The organism is Acetobacter fabarum (assembly GCF_022483405.1).
Classification (GTDB): Bacteria; Pseudomonadota; Alphaproteobacteria; order Acetobacterales; family Acetobacteraceae; genus Acetobacter; species Acetobacter fabarum.
Genome location: NZ_JAKVNI010000001.1, coordinates 465129 through 483853 on the forward strand (window position 1 = coordinate 465129; position 18725 = coordinate 483853).

18 protein-coding genes and 1 tRNA gene are annotated in these 18725 nt (G+C 61.2%); 3 read left to right on the forward strand and 16 right to left on the reverse strand.

Annotated elements, in window-relative coordinates; genetic code table 11:
• Positions 1-42: 42 nt before the first annotated feature.
• The 4 genes from LKE65_RS02345 to LKE65_RS02360 form a co-directional block, all read right to left on the reverse strand.
• Entirely contained in the window at positions 43-825 is a 783-nt protein-coding gene (locus LKE65_RS02345) for an acetoin reductase (protein ID WP_095349704.1), read from the reverse strand.
• Between the two features lie 135 nt (positions 826-960).
• On the reverse strand, positions 961-1677 hold the full coding sequence (locus LKE65_RS02350) for a PqiC family protein (RefSeq protein ID WP_278740313.1): 717 nt from the start codon (positions 1675-1677) through the stop codon (positions 961-963).
• 4 nt (positions 1678-1681) lie between these two features.
• Positions 1682-3388: a PqiB family protein gene (locus tag LKE65_RS02355; RefSeq protein ID WP_086646104.1), complete on the reverse strand. Its 1707-nt coding sequence runs from the start codon at positions 3386-3388 to the stop codon at positions 1682-1684.
• On the reverse strand, positions 3385-4863 hold the full coding sequence (locus LKE65_RS02360; RefSeq protein WP_278740314.1) for a paraquat-inducible protein A: 1479 nt from the start codon (positions 4861-4863) through the stop codon (positions 3385-3387). The genes LKE65_RS02355 and LKE65_RS02360 overlap by 4 nt, the downstream gene beginning before the upstream one ends.
• A gap of 226 nt (positions 4864-5089) precedes the next feature.
• Between LKE65_RS02360 and LKE65_RS02365 the strand changes: the two genes are divergently transcribed.
• Positions 5090-5165: transfer RNA gene (locus LKE65_RS02365), tRNA-Thr, on the forward strand.
• 206 nt (positions 5166-5371) lie between these two features.
• Here the strand turns inward: LKE65_RS02365 and LKE65_RS02370 are convergent.
• The 11 genes from LKE65_RS02370 to LKE65_RS02420 all read right to left on the reverse strand — a co-directional run bounded on the left by LKE65_RS02370 (position 5372) and on the right by LKE65_RS02420 (position 14047).
• Positions 5372-7075 carry an ArnT family glycosyltransferase gene (locus LKE65_RS02370; protein ID WP_278740315.1) on the reverse strand — a complete coding sequence of 568 codons (1704 nt, stop codon included), beginning with the start codon at positions 7073-7075 and terminating at the stop codon, positions 5372-5374.
• A complete protein-coding gene (locus LKE65_RS02375; RefSeq protein ID WP_086646108.1) occupies positions 7069-7836 on the reverse strand; it encodes a glycosyltransferase in 768 nt (255 codons plus the stop codon). Before LKE65_RS02375 ends, LKE65_RS02370 begins: the two co-directional genes overlap by 7 nt.
• A gap of 27 nt (positions 7837-7863) precedes the next feature.
• Positions 7864-8358 carry a F0F1 ATP synthase subunit B gene (gene atpF, locus LKE65_RS02380; RefSeq protein WP_369823033.1) on the reverse strand — a complete coding sequence of 165 codons (495 nt, stop codon included), beginning with the start codon at positions 8356-8358 and terminating at the stop codon, positions 7864-7866.
• Between the two features lie 35 nt (positions 8359-8393).
• Positions 8394-8996, reverse strand: coding sequence for a F0F1 ATP synthase subunit B family protein (locus LKE65_RS02385; RefSeq protein WP_086646110.1), 603 nt, complete (start codon positions 8994-8996; stop codon positions 8394-8396).
• Between the two features lie 28 nt (positions 8997-9024).
• A complete protein-coding gene (locus LKE65_RS02390) occupies positions 9025-9249 on the reverse strand; it encodes an ATP synthase subunit C family protein (RefSeq protein WP_025828682.1) in 225 nt (74 codons plus the stop codon).
• A 52-nt stretch (positions 9250-9301) separates the two neighbouring features.
• A complete protein-coding gene (locus LKE65_RS02395; protein WP_086646111.1) occupies positions 9302-10051 on the reverse strand; it encodes a F0F1 ATP synthase subunit A in 750 nt (249 codons plus the stop codon).
• A 50-nt stretch (positions 10052-10101) separates the two neighbouring features.
• Positions 10102-10407: an AtpZ/AtpI family protein gene (locus LKE65_RS02400; protein ID WP_278740321.1), complete on the reverse strand. Its 306-nt coding sequence runs from the start codon at positions 10405-10407 to the stop codon at positions 10102-10104.
• A 120-nt stretch (positions 10408-10527) separates the two neighbouring features.
• Complete coding sequence (gene ftsY / locus LKE65_RS02405) at positions 10528-11457, reverse strand: signal recognition particle-docking protein FtsY (RefSeq protein ID WP_086646113.1); 930 nt, start codon at positions 11455-11457, stop codon at positions 10528-10530.
• Between the two features lies 1 nt (position 11458).
• Positions 11459-12706 carry a tRNA (N(6)-L-threonylcarbamoyladenosine(37)-C(2))-methylthiotransferase MtaB gene (gene mtaB, locus LKE65_RS02410; protein WP_086646114.1) on the reverse strand — a complete coding sequence of 416 codons (1248 nt, stop codon included), beginning with the start codon at positions 12704-12706 and terminating at the stop codon, positions 11459-11461.
• Complete coding sequence (gene dapF / locus LKE65_RS02415; protein ID WP_086646115.1) at positions 12703-13518, reverse strand: diaminopimelate epimerase; 816 nt, start codon at positions 13516-13518, stop codon at positions 12703-12705. Before dapF ends, mtaB begins: the two co-directional genes overlap by 4 nt.
• Positions 13519-13645: 127 nt before the next feature.
• Complete coding sequence (locus tag LKE65_RS02420; protein WP_086646116.1) at positions 13646-14047, reverse strand: VOC family protein; 402 nt, start codon at positions 14045-14047, stop codon at positions 13646-13648.
• Positions 14048-14267: 220 nt separating this feature from the next.
• Here LKE65_RS02420 and LKE65_RS02425 point away from each other — a divergent pair, with 220 nt between their 5' ends.
• Positions 14268-16133 (forward strand): hypothetical protein, encoded by a 1866-nt coding sequence (locus LKE65_RS02425; RefSeq protein WP_244896416.1) that lies wholly within the window; start codon positions 14268-14270, stop codon positions 16131-16133.
• A gap of 126 nt (positions 16134-16259) precedes the next feature.
• The gene (locus LKE65_RS02430; RefSeq protein WP_086646117.1) at positions 16260-18023 is read left to right on the forward strand and encodes a DEAD/DEAH box helicase; all 1764 of its coding nucleotides are present in this window, start codon (positions 16260-16262) and stop codon (positions 18021-18023) included.
• A 114-nt stretch (positions 18024-18137) separates the two neighbouring features.
• Here LKE65_RS02430 and LKE65_RS02435 read toward each other — a convergent pair whose 3' ends face one another.
• A complete protein-coding gene (locus tag LKE65_RS02435) occupies positions 18138-18668 on the reverse strand; it encodes a hypothetical protein (RefSeq protein WP_086646118.1) in 531 nt (176 codons plus the stop codon).
• Positions 18669-18725: the final 57 nt, after the last annotated feature.

Here is an 18725-nt window from a genome sequence, read left to right on the forward strand (position 1 = left end):
CTGGCGGGGTTTTTGTTAGGTGGTGCGCGCAGGCTGTGCCCCTTAGCGGTACACCATACCCCCATCAATCAGGATCGACTGGCCGGTTACATAATCGGAATCGGGGCCAGCAAACCAGGACACAAGACCTGCCACATCATCCGGTGTTTCGGCCCGGCCAAGGGCTATGCCGTCCACGAACTTCTTGTACGTCTCACCCACAGGAGCACCGGTCAGCTTGGCGAATTCCTTGTCGATTTCCACCCACATATCCGTCCCCACCACACCGGGGCAATAGGCGTTTACGTTAATGCCATGGCAGGCATATTCCTTGGCAGCAGCCTGCGTAAGGCCGCGCACCGCAAACTTGGTGGAGGAGTAAACGCCCAGCATGGCGTACCCTTCGTGCCCGGCAATGGAGCAGGCGTTAATAATTTTGCCGCGGCTTTTGCGCGCAATAAACTTGGCCGCAGCAAGCTGGATGCCCCACAGAGTGCCTTCCACGTTAATGCGGTAAATGCGCTGGATTTCCTCAGGCGTTACATCCGCCAGCGGCTTGATCTGGGCAATGCCTGCGTTGTTGACCATAATATCAAAACTGCCCAGCGTAGCCTCGGCATGGTCAATCGCTGCCGCTACCTGCGCGCGGTCGCCAATATCGGCAATAAAGCTGGTGGCCTTGCGGCCCAGTGCCTCGATTTCCTTAACCACACCTGCCAGACGATCCTCGCGGATGTCCACCAGGGCTATGTCCGCACCGTCCTTGGCCAACCGTAGGGCTATGCCACGGCCAATGCCTTGCCCGCCGCCGGTAACCAGCGCCACTTTTCCTGTAATGTCCGCCATGAGAACCTCTCGCATGTGATGAGAAACGAGGCGAGCGTAGTGCAATAACAAAAAAAAGCCATCACCAAAAAAACAGCCCCCGCACGGCACATGCGGGGGCTGACATAAAACACCAGACAGGGGCCGGAGCACCCCTTATTTGCGGTGCCCCTGCGCGGAGGAGGGCGCAGACTGGGCTGCATCCTGCGCCGCCGCGGCGGCCGTGGCATTGGGGGCATCGGGCGGGAGCAGGCGGATCTGCCCGGCCGCCACATCCGCCAGTTGGCCCAGAAGCTGGCTAAGGCCCTGCACCATGCTCATGGTGCTGCCACCGGCAGGGCCACTCAGGCTAATGCGCTGGAGCGTGCCCCGCCCGTAAGGTGCCCCCGCCGCCGCAGGCTGGACCGAGAGCATGGCATCCAGCTCCACATGACCAGACGGTCCGGTGGAAAAGCGGCTGACCGAAAGCTCCACATAAACCTGCGGGTCCGCAGCAGCGGCATCGTTTTCCACAAACACGCCCGTACCGGGCAGGCGCTGGGCCAGATCCCCCGCCAGTGCGTGGCCGATCTGGCTGGCAAGGGAATCGCTCCACGCATCGGTGCTGGAAACGCTCAGCCTATAACCGCTATCGGCCGTAACAATGCGGTCACGGTCCAGGCCGGAGGCAATGCTGGGCAGGCGCACCTCCACAAAGCGCGGGCCACCAGCCTGTGCCTGCCCCGGCACAACTGCCAGCGTGTAAAGCGAGGCCCCACTGCTGGCACAGCCTGCAAGGGTAAACGCCATAAGCCCCAACGAGGCCCCGCCGACCAGAACGTTGCGACGGCAAAGACCAGCCCCAGCCAGTCCGTAAGGTTTAACGCGAGCCATGATCTTATCGTCCCGATATGAGCGCAGAGGGGTGGTTGGTCAGGAAGTCGGACAAAAAGCGCAGGGAGCGCGCGGTTTGTCCAAGCTGGATAACCATGGCCTGAAGGCTGCGCTTGAAGTCGCTGTTGCCCCCGTAGCTGGCCAGCAGGCGGTTGGCGTTGTGGAGCATCTGGTCCAGTTGCTCGGCCATGGCAGGCAGGCGCTGGCTAAGAGGTGCCAGTCCTTTTTGCAGGTCCTGCGTTAAAGCCTGAAAATGCTGCATGGACACACGCAGGCTGGCCAGAGACTGCTTAACATCCGGGCTGGTCAGCGTTTCGTCCGCATGGGCCAGCAGGTTGTTGGCGTTGGTGCCAATCTGCTCAAACGGCATAGCCGCCAGACGGTCGGTTACGGTGGAAAGCGATTCCATAATCCCGCTCATACCCCCCGGCTGACCGGGGATAACAAGCGTTGTGCCCTCCATGCTGGTAGTGCCCTTGCCTGCGTTCTTGACAAAGTTGAGCGAGATCAGCCCTTCCCCCGTCAGCAGGCTTGCGCTGTCGGTGGAGGCCCGCAGGCCGTTGGCCACCAGTGTCCGCAGCATGGCCGTGACCTCCTCGTGCGAGAGTTCCTTGGAGGTCATCACCCGTTCGGGCTGGATTTCCATGCCAATACGCACGCGCGGGTGGCCGGGGGTGGAGGTCATGTCCAGTTTAACACTGGTCACGTTGCCAACCTGAATCCCAAACATGCTGACCACAGCCCCCGGAGCCAGCCCCTTGACGGAGGAGGTCAGGTACGTGGCAACGGGAACACGCTCATGGTACCCGGCGTTCTGGGCATCTTCCTCGCTCTCATAGAGCTTGAACACGGTATTGGCCTCAGCCATGGGCAGGTCACGCTGGAGTTTGCCCTCCTCCAGCGGGGGCAGGCCAAACGCTACCCCGCCGGAGAACAGCGCCTGAAGGGACTGCAACTGAACCTTGAGCCCACCGGCCCCAAAGCCCACCTTAACGCCCGAGACGTTCCAGAACCGTGTGCTCCCATTGAGGTAATGGTCGTAGGGTTCCTTGACAAAAATCTGGATCAGCACCGGCCCGCGCCCACCGGGTGGCATGGTGTAGCCCAGCACTTCCCCCACATCCACATCGCGGAAAAAGACAGGGGCCCCCTGCCCGATCGAACCAATATTGTTGGCCACCAGCGTATAGGTCTGACCCGGCTGGTCCGAGCGCATGCCCGGTGGGGCTTCAAGCCCTTCAAACTGGTCCATGTGCTGGCCGGAATTATGCCCGCTTTCATCCAGCCCGGGGTCAAAGGCGATGTACGCGCCAGACATCAGCGTTTCCAGCCCGGTAATACTGGCCCCGTTAATGCGGGGGCGCACAACCCAGAACCGTGCCTTGTCGGTCAGCATGTCATTGGTGCCCTTGTTCATGCGAATAAGCACACGAACATGGCGCAGGTCGGGGGTGAGGGAGATGTTCTGCACCGTTCCCAGCACCACGGACTTGTTCTTGACCTGTGTCTGCCCACTGGTCAGGCCATCGGCGGTATCAAAGATAACGGAAATTTCCGGCCCGTTATCCATAAAGCTACGCCAGACCAGAAAGCCCGCGATCAGTACCGAAATAATGGGAATAACCCAGATAATGGAAAACCGGATCCTGCGCACCAGCGCATCCTGATTGTCACTTTCACCATGTTTTGGAGAATTGTGCCTGTCGTTCACGCCCTGTCCGGCTCCATATTGTTCAAATACGCGGCAGTTGTCTGCGGCGCGGGGGCGGGTGTTGCCCGCCCGGCAAGGCCGCAATCGGAGGATGTCTCATTGTCGCCCACCACGTCCCACATAACGCGGGGGTCAAACGCATGCACCGCAAAAATGGTCAGCACCACCACGGCGGCAAAGCAGACCATGCCCCCATTGGCGGTAATGCTGGCCATGCTGTTAAAGCGGACCATGGCCACCAGAATGGAAACCATGAACACGTCAATCATGGACCACCGGCCAATAATGTCGATCACCCGGTAAAGCTTGGTCCGTGCCACCAGCCAGCGCTCCGAGCGCCGCCATGTGGTAAAGAGCATGAACAGCAGACCAAAAATCTTGAGCACCGGCACGGTTACACTCGCAAACAGCACCAGCAGCGAGAGCGGGATCATCCCGTCCTGCCACAGCTCCACCGCCCCGGCTATAATGGTATGCCCCGTGCCCCCACCCAGGCGGATGACGGTCATGACCGGGTAGATATTGGCTGGCAGGTAAAACACCACGGCAGAAATAAGCAGTGCCAGCGCGCGCATGCGACCATTGGACTTGCGGCGGCGCACCACATGGCCACAGCGCGGGCAAAAGCCCAGAGCCTCGGTTGTGGGCATGGCCTCATCAAACGCCAGCACAGCCCCGCAGGACAGGCACGATGCCATGTGCGAAGGCGGCGGCAGAGGGGTGTGGCGCGCCACACTCTCGCATGTCAGGCGGACGCGCTTGTTATCCATGCGGCGCAGGCTATGGTCTGTCTGCCTGCGTTCCCAGATCAGCTCCGTATCCAGCGTGGCATCCGTAGCGGACATGGTCAGCATCAGGCCCGAGACCAGATACACCGCAGCCCCGATCTGCACATAAGCCAGATCGGACAGTTTGGTGTACGCCACGAACACGCCCAGAATATACACCTCCACCATGGACCACGGGCGCAGGCGTTCGTACCATTTGAGCAGATGCGGCACCCAGAAGGGCAGCCGGGGCTGCAACGCCCCCACCAGAATGGACAGCATCATGCCAATAACCAGACCGGGCACAATAATGGTGGCAATGGCCACCAGCACGCCAACCTCGCCCCAGCCTTCGTGCAGCAGTTCAATCGGGCCGGTCAGGATATTGACCGTGCGCTGGCGGCCGTACAGGTCCAGCATCATCAGGGTTGAGGCCAGCATGGCAAGGTAGAGCGCAGCCGAGCTGATGCAAAAGGCCAGTGGCGTTGCTATGGGGGATGTGCGGTTACGCCGGTCCAGCAGCTGGTTACACCGGCAGCAGCGCGCCTGTGTACCGGGGTTAAGCTCTGGCAGAATCTGGTAATGCCCGCAGCACGGACACTCCACCACCCCGCGCAAAAGCCGGACGTGCCGTTCCTCATCAACCGGGACATCCCGGCCGGGGAACAGAGCCTCCCGCAGCAGGGCCATGACTTGCGTTGCGTTCATCACTTCTGTTCTTAATACCAACCGCCCCCCCTGTAACTGAAAAAACCGTATGGCACCCCTGCCATACAGACCTGCGCCCAGCGCTTTTGTACTCCGCCCCCCAAAGCAAAGAATAAAAAAACCAGCCCACACCGGAATATGGGGGAGAAAAGCCCCCTTTACTGCCGTAATGGATGTTGCATGCTCTGAATGATCATGATAGTCAGCCTACCGCACACACTGCTGTGCCCGCTTAGCTCAGTTGGTAGAGCACATCATTCGTAATGATGGGGCCGATGGTTCGAATCCGTCAGCGGGCACCACCTTTTTCCCTAAATTGTCATATGCTTTGCTGCACGCCACTGGCGCGTTTACAGCGTTACGCAGGCATACCTGCATGACCAAAGCAGCAGACGACGTACACCCCGCATGCTCCGCAGGTGCCTCCAAAGAGCGGGAAAGAGCAAACTCTCCGGCAGATAGCCAGACAGGCGCCTTTGCCCGCCCCCCATCGCCCCGATGGCGAGATTTAGTGGGGTGTTTTATCCACCGCCGGAGTGTCCAGCGTGTAAAGGCTGATCGCCATGGCGTGGCCGTTGGAATAGTTCAACCCTGCAACCGTGCCACGGCTGAACGCCTTTGGTGCTTCCGCGCCCAGTGCTTCCATAAACGCCTTGCGTTCACGCACATCCACAAGGGCTGCGGTGCAGGCCGGGTGGTCGCGCATGGCCTGTGCGGCCTGTGCGGGGCTCCCCAGCACCACCTTGCCCCCGATCAGGAACACCAGACTGGGCTCGGTAAAGGAAACGGAATAAACCTGTGTCTGTGCGCAGGGTTTATGCGCCTGCACAAGTGCCACCAGACGGGGTGCCAGCCAGATACTGCGCAACTGCGGCACCACAACCGTAAACAGCCCCACATATAACAAGGCCGCCGCAACACAGCTGCTCAGTGCTGCATAACATAGCTCTGCCCGCCAGATCTGCCACACCGCCAGCCCAACCAGCGGCAGAACGCCACCCGCCAGCACAAGGGCGGGAACACTAAACTGGCGCTCCAGCGTCCACAATAAAAGTGGCCCCGCGGCAGCCAGCGCACAGCCGGCAAAACCCCACAAAACGGCATAGGCCCCAAGCAGCAGGCGGCCCCAGCGGGTCTGCGGGCCGTTCCGCCACACCACACCACTTTGCGCCAGCAGGCCCGCACTCAGTATGGCAATGGCGGGGTATGTGGGCAGCACGTAATGGGGCAGCTTGGTTGCTATGCTTTCAAACACCACCCAGTGCGGCACAATCCAGCACAGCAGGTAACGCACCGGCAGAGTGCGCCGCTCCCGCCATGCCTGCGGCAGCACACTGGCGGCAAAGTAGGAGCCGGGCCAGAATGCGATCAGGAACACAAGCAGGTGGTAGCCCGGCGGCAGGCCGTGCGCCTCCTGCCCGGACGCCACCTTGCCCAGGAAGTTCCCACCCACCGCACGCCGGAAGAACTCGCCATGGCTGACCACCCCAATGGCCACGCACCACGGCAGCACCACAGCAGCAGCCACAAGCCAGCCCCATGCCGGGCGCAGCCTGCGCCACAGGTCCAGATTGCGCTCCACCCAGCCCATGGCCAGCGGCGTTGCAAGGGAGGGAATAAGCACAACCGGGCCTTTGAGCATAAGCCCGCAGCCCACAGCGCCCCAGAACAGCAGCGCCGTGCCCGCAGGTGTGGCGCGCGCTGCTTCCCTGTCTGCCAGTGCCCGTACCAGCGCGTACTGGGCCACCAGCACGCTGAGCAGCAGGCACGAATCAATCGTGCCCATACGGCTTTCCGCCGCCACCAGCACCGAGGCCATCAGCAGGACCGCAGCCCCGACCCCAGCCATGGCCCCAAACAGGCTGGTCCCCATTATGGCAGTCAGCACCACCGCTCCGGTCATGGCCAGCAGGGAAGGAATACGGTACGGCCACACCGTGCGGGCATACTCCATGCCCACGGCCTTAACTGCCATGGATTCCAGCCAGTAAATACCGGCGGGCTGAAGGTAGCGCGGCTTGTCCTGAAAGCGCACATCTATGTAGTTGTGCGTCTCCAGCATCTGGGCCGATGCTTCCATGTAGCGTGGTTCATCCCGGTCAAACGGGGGAGTTGTCATGCGGCCGGGCAGAAACAGCACAAAAGCCGCCAGACCGATCAGCACCAGCACACGCCACGGCAGGGAACGGGCCCCGCGTGCAGGCCCTAGCATTCATCAACCGTTCTGGGCAGCCGGGTGCGGTTGCGCAGCCACATAACACCCAGCAGGTCCCGCACACCCACGACAGCACGGTTGAAATTGGTATATTTGGACTGCCCATGCAGCCGCGGCCGATGCGAAACCGGGTGACACACCAGAGGCACCCCATAAGAGGCAAAAAAGGCGGGCATAAACCGGTGCAGGCCTTCAAACTGGGGCAGGCGCAAAAAATCGGCGCGCTGAAAAATCTTGATCGGGGCACCCGTATCCGGGCAGTGGTCCTGTAGCAGCCTCTGGCGCAGGCCATTGGCAAAGCGCGTGGCAAAGCGGCGGGACCAGCCATCCTTCCGTTTGGCGCGCACCCCAACCACAAGCGGGGGCGTACCCTGTGCAGCCCGGGCCAGAGCCACCAGTGCCACCAGTTCACGCGGGTCGTCCTGCCCGTCTCCATCAATCGTGGCAATCCATGCGCCTTTTGCCGCGGTAATGCCCGTGCGCAACCCGGCGGACTTACCACAGCACCGATCGTGCGAGAGAATGCGCAGGTTAGGCAGGCAGTCCTGCCGAAGCTGGCGCAGCACGGCCACCGTGTTATCCCGGCTGCCGTCGTTTACAAACACGACTTCCGATGGGGGGAGGCTCTTGCAGGCTTCGGCCAGTTCGCGGCAGACCTGTGGCAGGTTATCCTGCTCGTCCAGAACAGCAATAACGATGCTCAGCACGGGCTGAACATCGTTTGCCTGCGACACAGAGGTTTGCACCGTTTGTGTCATACATATGCACCCTGAAGGGAGATGGGCTTAAGCTGCCTGACGGGAGAACGCGGCGGGCAGGTCTGCCAGTGCCTGATCAACCAGTGCAGAGGCTTTCTGCTCATCAATGGTCTGGGGGATAATGCTGTGTGCAGCATTGACCGCCACATCAATAGCAAGCTGGCGCACTTCCTTTACGGCGGCGCGCTCAACGGCGGCAATCCGGTCACGCGCCATCTGCTCGTGGCGGCGCACGGCGGCCTCGGCTTCGGCACGGGCCTGCTTGGCCATTTCGTCCGCCTTAATGCGGGACTGCTCGATAAGGGACTTGGCTTCCGCCAGAGCCTGTTCACGCTCACGCGTTGCATCTTCGAGCATCTGCTCGGCTTCGCGGCGCAGGCGGGCTGCCTCGTCCAGTTCCTCACGGATCAGGTTGGCGCGGTTGTCCAGAATGGACGCGATAGGCGTCCACAGCTTTTTACCGGCCAGCACAAAGAACAGAACGAACGAAACAGCGACCCAGAAACCCGCCACATGAAAAATGTCAGTCATGACCAAAATTCCCCTGAGTACGGATTTCAGATAATGCTGCGATGCGCGGATGCGCTCTCAACACTCTGGGCAACAAGCTGGGCGTCTGGCGCAACACCTGTCAGCCGCTGGACCAGCGCCTGTGTGGTATCGGCCGCAATTTCTTTAAGCGCGCTCAAGGCCCGCGCTTTTTCTGCTGCAACATTCTTTTCGGCATCCGCAATTTCGGAAGCCAGACGTGCGTTGATTTCCTGCATCTGCTGCTCGGCCGCACGGTGCTCTTCGTCCAGAACCTTCTGAAGATGCGCCTGGGCTTCTGCCATGGCATCTTTGCGGGCCTGCTGGAGTTCGGCTACGGCTTTGTCAGCATCCTGTTTAGCGGACCGGGCGACCTCAAGATCACCTGTAATACGCTGGCTACGGTCATGCAGAACGCGGGCAACACCCGGCAGCATGGCCTTGCTGAGAACAAGATAGAAGACGAAGAAAATAATTGCCCCCCACATGACCTGACCGGTCACGAGTGGGTTGGCAAAGTCAAGCTGAGGCATTCCCGTGGCGTATGCACCAGGTGCCGAAACGGCCAGCAAAGAAACGCCGCAAACCGTTGCAAGCAGTCCGGCACGAACTGTCTTCGTAATCACACCCACAGGAATGTCTCCTCTTGTTTTCCCGATCTCAGACGAAGAGGATCAGGAATGCGATCAGCAGCGCGAACAGGGCGATAGCTTCTGTCAGTGCGAAGCCGAGCATGCCCAGACCGAACACGTGCGGGCGAGCCGCCGGGTTACGGGCAATGCTGCTGACCAGCGTGGAGAAGATGTTGCCGAGGCCGATACCAACGCCGGCGAGGGCGATAACGGCGATACCTGCACCGATTTCCCGGGCTGCAGCGATGTCCATATCAGTCACTTCCTTGTTTCAAGACAGTTTCAAACGAAACGGGCAAAGCAGCTCAGTGAGCCACGGCCTCCCGCAGGTAGATGCACGTCAGGATGGCAAACACGTAGGCCTGCAATACCCCAACAAGCAACTCAAGAGCCATAAGCGCCACGTTAATGGCGATGGGCCCGATCGCAAACACGTCACCCACTACGCCAAAACCGGCGAGCATGACAACAAAGCTTGCGAAAATATCGAACATGACGTGCCCGGCAACCATGTTGGCGAACAGTCGGATGGACAGGCTGACCGGGCGGGAAAGGAACGAGAGAATCTCGATCGGGATCAGCAGGGGCGCCAGAAAGGGGCTGGCGCCGTCCGGCATGAAGTGGGCGAAAAACCGCAGGCCCTGCACCTTGAGCGACACAACAACCGTCAGCAGGAACACCATGAACGCCATGGCGAAGGTGACAGCAATATGGCTGGTAAAGGTGAAGGAGAACGGCAGAAGGCCGATGTAGTTCCCCGCCAGAATGAAGAAGAACAGGGTGAAGATGAACGGGAAGAAGGCTGCACCTTCCGGCCCGATCGTATCCACGGCCATGTTATGAATGAACTCGTAGCAGACCTCGGCTGCGGCCTGAAGCCGGCCGGGTACAACTGCTGCGGGGCGCATGCCAAAATACAGGAACGCAAGAACAAGGCAGACTGCCGCGATCATGTACAGCGGAGACTGGCTGAAGCGCAGGGCCTCGCCCAGCCCACCAAGAACGGGGTGGAGCTCAAACTGTTCAAGTACGTTAATGCTGGAACCGCCCGCCACAACCGCTCTCCTAGACCTTGCCCCGAATCGAATATCCGGGCTTCAGCTTCTTACTTTACGTCCATCGTCCTGACCAGACGCCAAACATTCAGCATTCCGGCGCTACCGCCCAAAAGTGCGAAGATGACAAGGAACAACGCCCGGGTATGGAGCCAGTGATCCAGCCCCCACCCCATGGCAACCCCTACAATCAGCCCCGCAAGCATTTCTGTCCCGGCTCTGAACGCCAATGCAGCCAGAGACCTGTCGGCCTCCATGTTTGCATCAACCTGAGGTTTTTCCTCCTTGACCAGACCGTAGCGGCGCTCTGCCGACTGCAATCTGGCGTTGAAGGAATCGTCTTTTTCCTTACACATACCTCGCACCTCCCAAGGGGGTGCAGGCGCTTGCTAACGGGGCTGCCATATCCTGTCAAGAAACCTTAGCAGGCTTATGGGCCAAAATATTGCTCCGTAGCATTTGCGCCACCCCGCCGATCACTCTGTTCCGGGCAGGCCAACCAGCCCGCGCGCGTAGTCCATAGCGGAAAAAGGCCGCAGATCCTCTACCTGTTCGCCCACGCCAACGGCATGCACCGGCAGGCCGAACCCATCGGCCAGTGCGACCACAATACCGCCACGGGCCGAGCCATCCAGTTTGGTCACGACCAGCCCGCTCACGTTCACAAGTTCGCGAAAAACCCGCACCTGCTCCACGGCATTCTGCCCCGTTGTGGCATCCAGCACCAGCAGGACCGAATGGGGTGCACTTTCATCAAACTTGCGCATGACGCGAATAATTTTTGCCAGCTCTTCCATCAGCGCCGACTTGTTGTGCAGGCGGCCGGCCGTATCCACGAACACCAGGTCCGCCCCTTCGGCCTTGCCACGCTTGAGCGCTTCGTATGCAAGGCCTGCGGCATCAGCCCCCGGGGGGCCAGCAATAACCGGGCAGCCCGTGCGCTCGCCCCAGATCTGGAGCTGCTCTACGGCTGCGGCACGGAACGTATCGCCCGCCACCATCATGACCTTGCTGCCCTGAGCGGAAAAAAAGCGGGCCATTTTGCCAATGGTGGTTGTTTTGCCCACGCCATTAACCCCCACAACCAGCACTACGTGCGGTTTGTGGGCGGGGTCGGGGGTAAACGGTACGGCTACCGGCTCCAGAATCCGGGCAATTTCTTCGGCCAGAGCCAGCCGGATTTCCTCATCCGTGACTTCGGTACCAAAGCGGCTGGATCGAAAAGTCTCAATCACCTTTTCCGCAACACCGGGGCCAAGGTCTGCGGTAATGAGCAGTTCCTCCAGTTCCTCCAGCGCCTCGTCATCCAGTTTGCGGCGGGTAAAAATACCCGTAAGCCCGCCACCCAGCTTCTGGGTGGAGCGGGACAGCCCCTCCTTGAGACGAGAGAAAAAACCAAGCGCCATTCTAGATCCTTTCCGCCACCAGCCCGCCCTCTTCCACCGCGATGGGCAGAAGGGAGAGAATATCCCCGACCGAGGCTTCGGCCCCGCTCAGGCGGACGGGTGCAAACTGCTCGCTATGTCCTGTTGTGGGGGTTTCCATCAGCACACGCTGGGGCTGGCCCAGCAGGCTTGCATAGTACCGCGCCGCAGATGCGGCCCCCACCGCACGCAGGGCGGCTGCACGCGCCTTGCGCTGGGGCACGGGCACCGCACGCATGCGCGCTGCCGGGGTTCCCTCACGCTCGCTGTAGGGGAACACATGCAGGTAAGGCAGCGCCATGTCTGCCACAAAGGCACGCGTCTGCTCGAACAGGGCGTCATCCTCAGTGGGGAACCCGGCAATAAGGTCGGCACCAATACCAATATCGGGCCGCAGGCTTCTGGCGCGCGCCACAACATGGGCGGCATCTTCCACCAGATGGCGGCGCTTCATGCGTTTGAGAATAAGGTCCGCCCCGGCCTGTAGGGAAAGGTGCAGATACGGCATGAACCGGGGCTCGGCCTCCAGCAGCTGCCAGATGTCCTCATCAATTTCCACCGGATCAACCGAGGACAGGCGCAGCCGCTCCAGCTCGGGCACCAGCCGCAGCACACGGCGGCATAACTGCCCCAGCACGGGCTTGCCCGGCAGGTCCGTGCCCCAGGAGGTCATGTCCACCCCGGTCAGCACCACCTCGCGGTAGCCAGCCCCCACCAGTGCGCGCACCTGCTCCACCACGGCCCCAACCGGCACGGAGCGCGAAGGCCCGCGCCCAAAGGGAATAATGCAGAAGGTACAGCGGTGGTCGCACCCCTGCTGAACCTGCACAAACGCACGGGTACGGCCTGCAAATTCGGTGACCAGATGAGCGGCCGTTTCCCTTGCCGCCATAATGTCGGATACGGCTACAGGCTCGGCCAGTGCCGCGGGGGACCAGCTTTCGGCCTTCAGTTTTTCCTCATTCCCCAGCACGCGGGTCACGCCGGGCAGGGTGGACCAGTTTTCGGGGTGGATCTGGGCGGCGCAGCCGGTCACGACAATGCGGGCATCGGGGTTTTCACGATGTGCGCGGCGGATGGCCTGCCTTGCCTGCCGCTCTGCCTCCCCCGTAACCGCGCAGGTGTTGACAATGATCACATTGCCCAGCCCCTGCGCGTGGTCCCGCATGACCTCGCTCTCCCACGTGTTCAGGCGGCAGCCGAAGGTCAGGATTTCTGGCCGGGTGGTCATGATGGATAGGCGGCCAGATCGACCGTCCCTTCAAAAGCTGTGGTGGCGGAGCCGGTCATGAGTACATGGCCCGTCTGCTCGGACCAGACAATGTGCAGGGTGCCGCCATCCAGTTCCACCGTGCAGGTCCGTGCGGCAAGGCCACGCCGCACGGCATTAACCACGGCGGCACATGCACCGGACCCGCAGGCCTCGGTCACGCCGGCACCCCGTTCATGCACCTTCAGGCGCATGTGGTGCGGCCCGTCCATGCGGGCAAAACCGATATTGGCACGTTCGGGAAAAATGGGGTCGTGCTCCAGAGCATGCCCCTGCGCCACCATACCAAAATCGGAAACAAAAAACGTGGCGTGCGGATTGCCCATGGAAGCCGCCGCCGGATCACCCGGCAAGGGCAGGTGCAGTGTATCCACCGCCATGGCCAGTGGCACATCCTGCCAGTGGGTGCGTGGAGCGCCCATGTCCACCGTAATCAGCCCGTCGGGGGTTCTGCTGGTGGGCAACACGCCTGCGCGGGTTTGCAGCACAGGTGTTGCATTACCGCTACAGCGCCACACAAGATCGGCCACACAGCGCGAGGCATTGCCGCAGGCCCCGGCCTCCGACCCGTCGGGGTTGAAAAAGCGCACAAGCACATCTGCCCCATCCGCCGTGGGCGCGCGCAGGGTTACAAGCTGGTCGCAGCCAATACCCCGGCGGCGGTGCGCCAGAGCTGCAATGCGGCCGGGGGTAAGGGGCAGGTCGCCCGTCCGCTCGTCGAGGATGACAAAATCATTCCCCAGACCGTGCATTTTGTAAAAAGAGGTCAGCATTGCGCGCCTTATATGCCAATTCAGACCGGGATGCCATGCCCCACCCGCACGGGTAGGCGCTGTACTGGCCCGTAAGGCATAGCATGGCGCGGCCCCTGCTGTCCCGGCCTGTATGCGCCAGGTGGGGTTAGATAAAGCGGCCCGGCGCGCCGCGCTGGAGCACCTCGATCTTATAGCCGTCCGGGTCGGTCAGGAAGAAGAACTGCCCGATCACCGTGCCCTCGTGCTGCAGGGTTTTAACCGGCGTAACCGGGTGGCCTGCTGCGTGCATGCGCGCGTGCTCAGCCACCACATCCGCCACCGAAACCGCCAGATGCCCATAGCCATCCCCCAGAGCATAAGGCTCCGTGCGGCCGTGGTTGATGGTGAGTTCCAGCTCAAAACTCTGCTCGTCATTGGCCAGATAGACCAGTGTAAAACTGTCAAACTCAAAGCGCCCGACCGGGGCAAGCCCCAGCGTATTGGCGTAGAAGGCAACAGATTTCTGTTCATCCAGCACACGCAGCATGCTGTGGATCATTCTGGCCATAAAGACTTCCTTTTCCCCAATGCTCTGTTTTTTTCAAACTCTATTGCGCCTTCTTTAACGGCAAGCGCGTTTGTTCTGAAATTATTTTTTAAGCATGTCTCTCTTTACTAAGGGGGGGCTAAAATGGTTCTGATCAAAACAGGTTCCCGCGTAACACTTGCCAGAAAATGAAGAGAGCATGCGCATCTTTAAGTCCCTGCACGCCTCTTGGGCGCACTGCATGAAAGCCAGCCTGTGTATGGGCACAATGCTGGCCTCCGGCCCGCTGCTGCTGTGCCTTGGCACGCCAGCCATGGCCGCAGGGGACGAAGCCGCGCTTGATGCGCTGGAACAGCAGATTACGCGCATCCAGTCCGAACAGCGGGCTTTGCAGAAAGCTCTGGTAAGCGTGCAAAAGCAGATTGCCGCGCACCGCTCGGTTGCCCATGCGGGGAGTGCCGCGGCCCATCACGGACTGGCCACCCACCAGATTGCCAGCATGGATGACGCCGACCGCGAGGCCGGCATTGCCGTACACTCCGCCGACCATGAGGAAGAACCCGGAGTCCACCACCTTGGCGGCAGCGGGCACTTCCATACCGGCGGGCCGGACGCCCAGCCCGTGTTTGGCAGCGCGGATGACATCCCAACCGTAGAATCCGTTGTTGGCCACCGCGCGGAAGACGTGATCTCCCGTCTGGCGGAAAACGGCGTTGGCCCCCACTCGCGCGAGACGGCGGGCGCACAGGCGGCAGGTGCACTGGGTGACCACGGCGTATTCCACATCGGCCCCGTTACCCTGATCCTTGGTGGGTTTATTGATGCTTCGGCCGTGGAGAGCAACCGCCACACCGCCAGCGGCACCTTCAACTTCTGGCAGGACACACCGTTCAAGAACGAACCGCGCTACCATACCGACAACTTTGAGGGCAGCGCGCGTTACAGCCGCCTCTCGCTTATGGCGCGTGGGAATATTGACAAATACTCCACCATTTCCGGCGTGTTCGAAATGGACTTTGGCGCGGGTGCCGCCACCACCGATGCGTATGAGAGCAACAGCTACGCCTTCCGCATGCGTCAGGCCTACCTTGCGTATGACAACAGCAAGGAGAACTTCCACTTCCTTGCCGGGCAGGCGTGGAGCATGCTCACCCCCGGCCGCGTAGGGATTATCCCCCGCCAGGAAAGCCTGCCTGAAACCATAGAATCCTCCATGCTGGCAGGGCAGACATGGGCGCGGCAACTCCAGTTCCGCTTTGTAAAGGACTTCCTGAGCCACCGCCTGTGGACCGGCCTTTCGATTGAAAACTCGGCAACGCTGTACAGCACCAGTTCCTTCCGCAACGGCACATCGGACGGGCAGGTGATCATGCCCGGCGGGCAGACCGTTACCGTGGGGTCCAGCGGCACAGGCCTGACCAACGATGCCCTGTTCCCCAACGAAATTGCCCCCGATGTGATCGGCAAGATCGCCTGGGACCCGCACTGGGGCCATTACGAAGTGGAGGGGATTCTCCACTTCCCGCATGACCGTGTTTCCACCCTTGGGGCGGGCAAAAACCATACCGCCGTGGGTGGTGGTGGCGGTGGGTCCATGATTCTGCCGGTTATTCCGCACAAGGTGGAAGTGCGGCTGGCAGGGCTGGCGGGTTATGGCATTGGCCGCTACGGCTCCGTGCTGCTGCCCGATGCCACGCTCAGGGCCAATGGTGCGCCCTCGCCCCTGTTCTCCCTACAGGGCACGGCGGGAATTATCGCCCACCCCAACCCGCTCATTGACGTGTATGGCTATTTTGGCTACCAACAGGCCGGTCGCAGCTACTTCTCGGAAGGTGGTCAAGCCTACGGTTACGGCAACCCTGCCTATAACAACACGGGGTGCTATACCGAGCTGAGTGGTAATTGTGCGGCTGGCAGTAACATCCATAGTGTTATGGAAGCCACAATCGGAGCGTGGTATCGTTTCCTTAAAGGCCGTTATGGTACGGTGGAAGCTGGTGTGCAGCTTGCCTATTCGCGCATTCATGCGTGGGAGGGCAACGGTGGCGCGCCAGACACCAGCCTGAGCGAACTCTTTATGGATTTCCGTTACCTACCCTTCCAGTAAGGATGTCTTTTACAGGTTGCCGGGGCACTGCGGGTCAGCAGTACATCCCCCCGGCACGAGAGAGAGGTCTTTCCGGACAGGACGCTTTATTCCCTCTCTCATACCTGTTTGTCTGGACCTCTTTATATGCCTTTCCAAAATGCTCCCGCCCCGCTCGCCCAGGCTCTGGCCGCGCGCGGGTTTGAAGCCCCGACCTCTGTTCAGGCCGCCATTCTGGCGGATGATGCCAAAGGCCGCGACCTTCTGGTTTCCGCCCGCACGGGCTCGGGTAAAACGGTCGCCTTTGGCCTTTCCCTTGCAGATACACTCCTTAACGGCGCGGACCGCTGCGGCCCTGCTGGCGCACCAATGGCGCTGGTCATTGCCCCCACGCGCGAGCTGGCTCTTCAGGTCCGCAGCGAGCTGGAATGGCTCTATGCCAAAACCGGCGCACGGATCGTGTCCTGCGTAGGGGGGATGGAACCCCGCACGGAAGCCCGCCACCTGTCCGCTGGCTGCCACATTGTTGTAGGCACGCCCGGCCGCCTGTGCGACCACCTCAAGCGCGGTAACCTCGACTTGTCGCAGCTCAAGGCCGCCGTGCTGGACGAAGCAGACGAAATGCTCGACCTCGGCTTCCGCGATGAGCTGGAAACCCTGCTGGACGCCACCCCCAAGGACCGCCGTACCCTGCTGTTCTCCGCCACCATCGCGCGGGAAATCGCAGGCCTTGCCAAACGCTACCAGCATGATGCCCTGCGCGTGGATACGGTTGGCCCCAACGCCGCCCATACCGACATTACCTACCGTGGCGTACTGGTGGATCAGGGCGACATGGCCCGCGCCGTGGTTAACGTGCTGCGCCTGATTGAATCCCCCTCTGCCATTGTGTTCTGCCACACGCGTGAGGCCGTGCGCCAACTCCAGAGCATTCTGACCGAGCGCGGTTTTGCCTCTGTCGCCATTTCGGGCGATCTGGGCCAGAACGAGCGCACCCGCGCCATTGAAAGCCTGCGCCACGGTCAGGCCCGCGTTTGCGTAGCAACCGACGTGGCCGCGCGCGGCATTGATATTCCGGACCTCGGGCTGGTTATCCATGCCAGCCTGCCGTCCAACCCGGCTACCCTGCTGCATCGCTCGGGCCGTACGGGCCGTGCGGGCAAAAAGGGCACCTGTGTTCTGCTGGTTCCGCCCTCACGCCGCCGTCTGGCCGAACGCCTGTTGCAGGCTGCCAAGGTTACGGCAGAATGGAGCGGTGCCCCCACCCCGCAGGCTATTGCCGAGGCCGATGCCGAGCGCCTTCTGGGCGCGCACTTCCTCTCGCTCCCCCCTTCGGAGAACGAGAACATTCAGGCGCTCACCGCACGCCTTGTGGCCGAGCATACGCCTGAGCAGCTTGCCACCGCCCTTGTGGGCCTGTGGCGCAAAAGCCTGCCCGAACCCGCACAGCTGCGCGTGATTACGCCTGACGCCACCCGCACCCGCGGCCCACGGGACGAAAACGCCCCCCCGCGCGAGCCGCGTGAACGCGCACCCGACATGAACGGGAGCTGGTTCCGCCTTTCCGTCGGCCGGGCAGACCGGGCAGACCCCAAATGGCTGGTGCCTGTTCTGTGCCGTCTGGGCGGCATTAAAAAGCAGGATATTGGTGCAATCCGCATTGTAAACGACCACACACTGGTTGAAATCGCACAGGACAAGGCCGAGCGCTTTGCCGCCTGCGCAGCCGCTGCCGATGCGGATGAAATGACCGTGGAACCCGCAGCAGCACCCCGCAAAGGTCCGTCTGGTGCAGGTGGTGGCCGCCCCCCGTTTGGCGAACGCCGTGGCCCGCCAAAAGGCCGTGCCAATTTTGACCGCAAAGGCCCACCGGCTGGCAAAAGCGGTGCATCCTCCCGCAAGCGCAAGTAAATTGCGCGCCCCCTTCTTCGGTTGAAGAGGGGGCCTACAAAAAAGGCTGCCCCCGGTTAGGGAGCAGCCTTTCTTTTGTGACCTGATACGCTTAGGCCCGCAGCCAGCCTCCCCTTACAGGGAGGGAATGGACGGCAGGGTGGTGGCGTTGTTCACATCCGACTTAAGCTGGTCTTTTTTGCTTTTCCATGCGTTTTTGGTGCTTTCGGACGCGTTGTTCCAACGGTCCTTCACATTTTTTTCCGCATTGGTCACGTTATTGGTGGCGTTGGTCAGCTTGTCGCGCTGGGCCAGAATTTTCTGCCGTTCGGTCGTGCTGGCGTTGTTCCAGCGTTCTTTAACGGTTTTTTCCGCGTTGTTCAGTTTTTCCGTAGCATTCGCGCCCTTGCTGGTCAGCGCGCCGCCCTTGGCCAGCAGTTTTTCACGCTCGGCTTCGGTTGCGCTGTTCCAGCGCTGCTTGGCCTGGTCGCGCACACCGGACGTAAACTGGTTGCCTGCGTTTTTGGCGGACTCCACCTGATTGTTCACACCCTGCTGGACACAGCCACTCAGGGACAGGCACGGATCGGCATGCGCAACAGATGCCGTACCAGCAAAGGCAAACAGAGGCAGGCCAAGAAGCGCAATTTTCCGAATAGAGAGCATAAATATTCCTTTCCTGTGTTCCACACCCTCACAGTGCGAACATCGGTTATGTGTAAG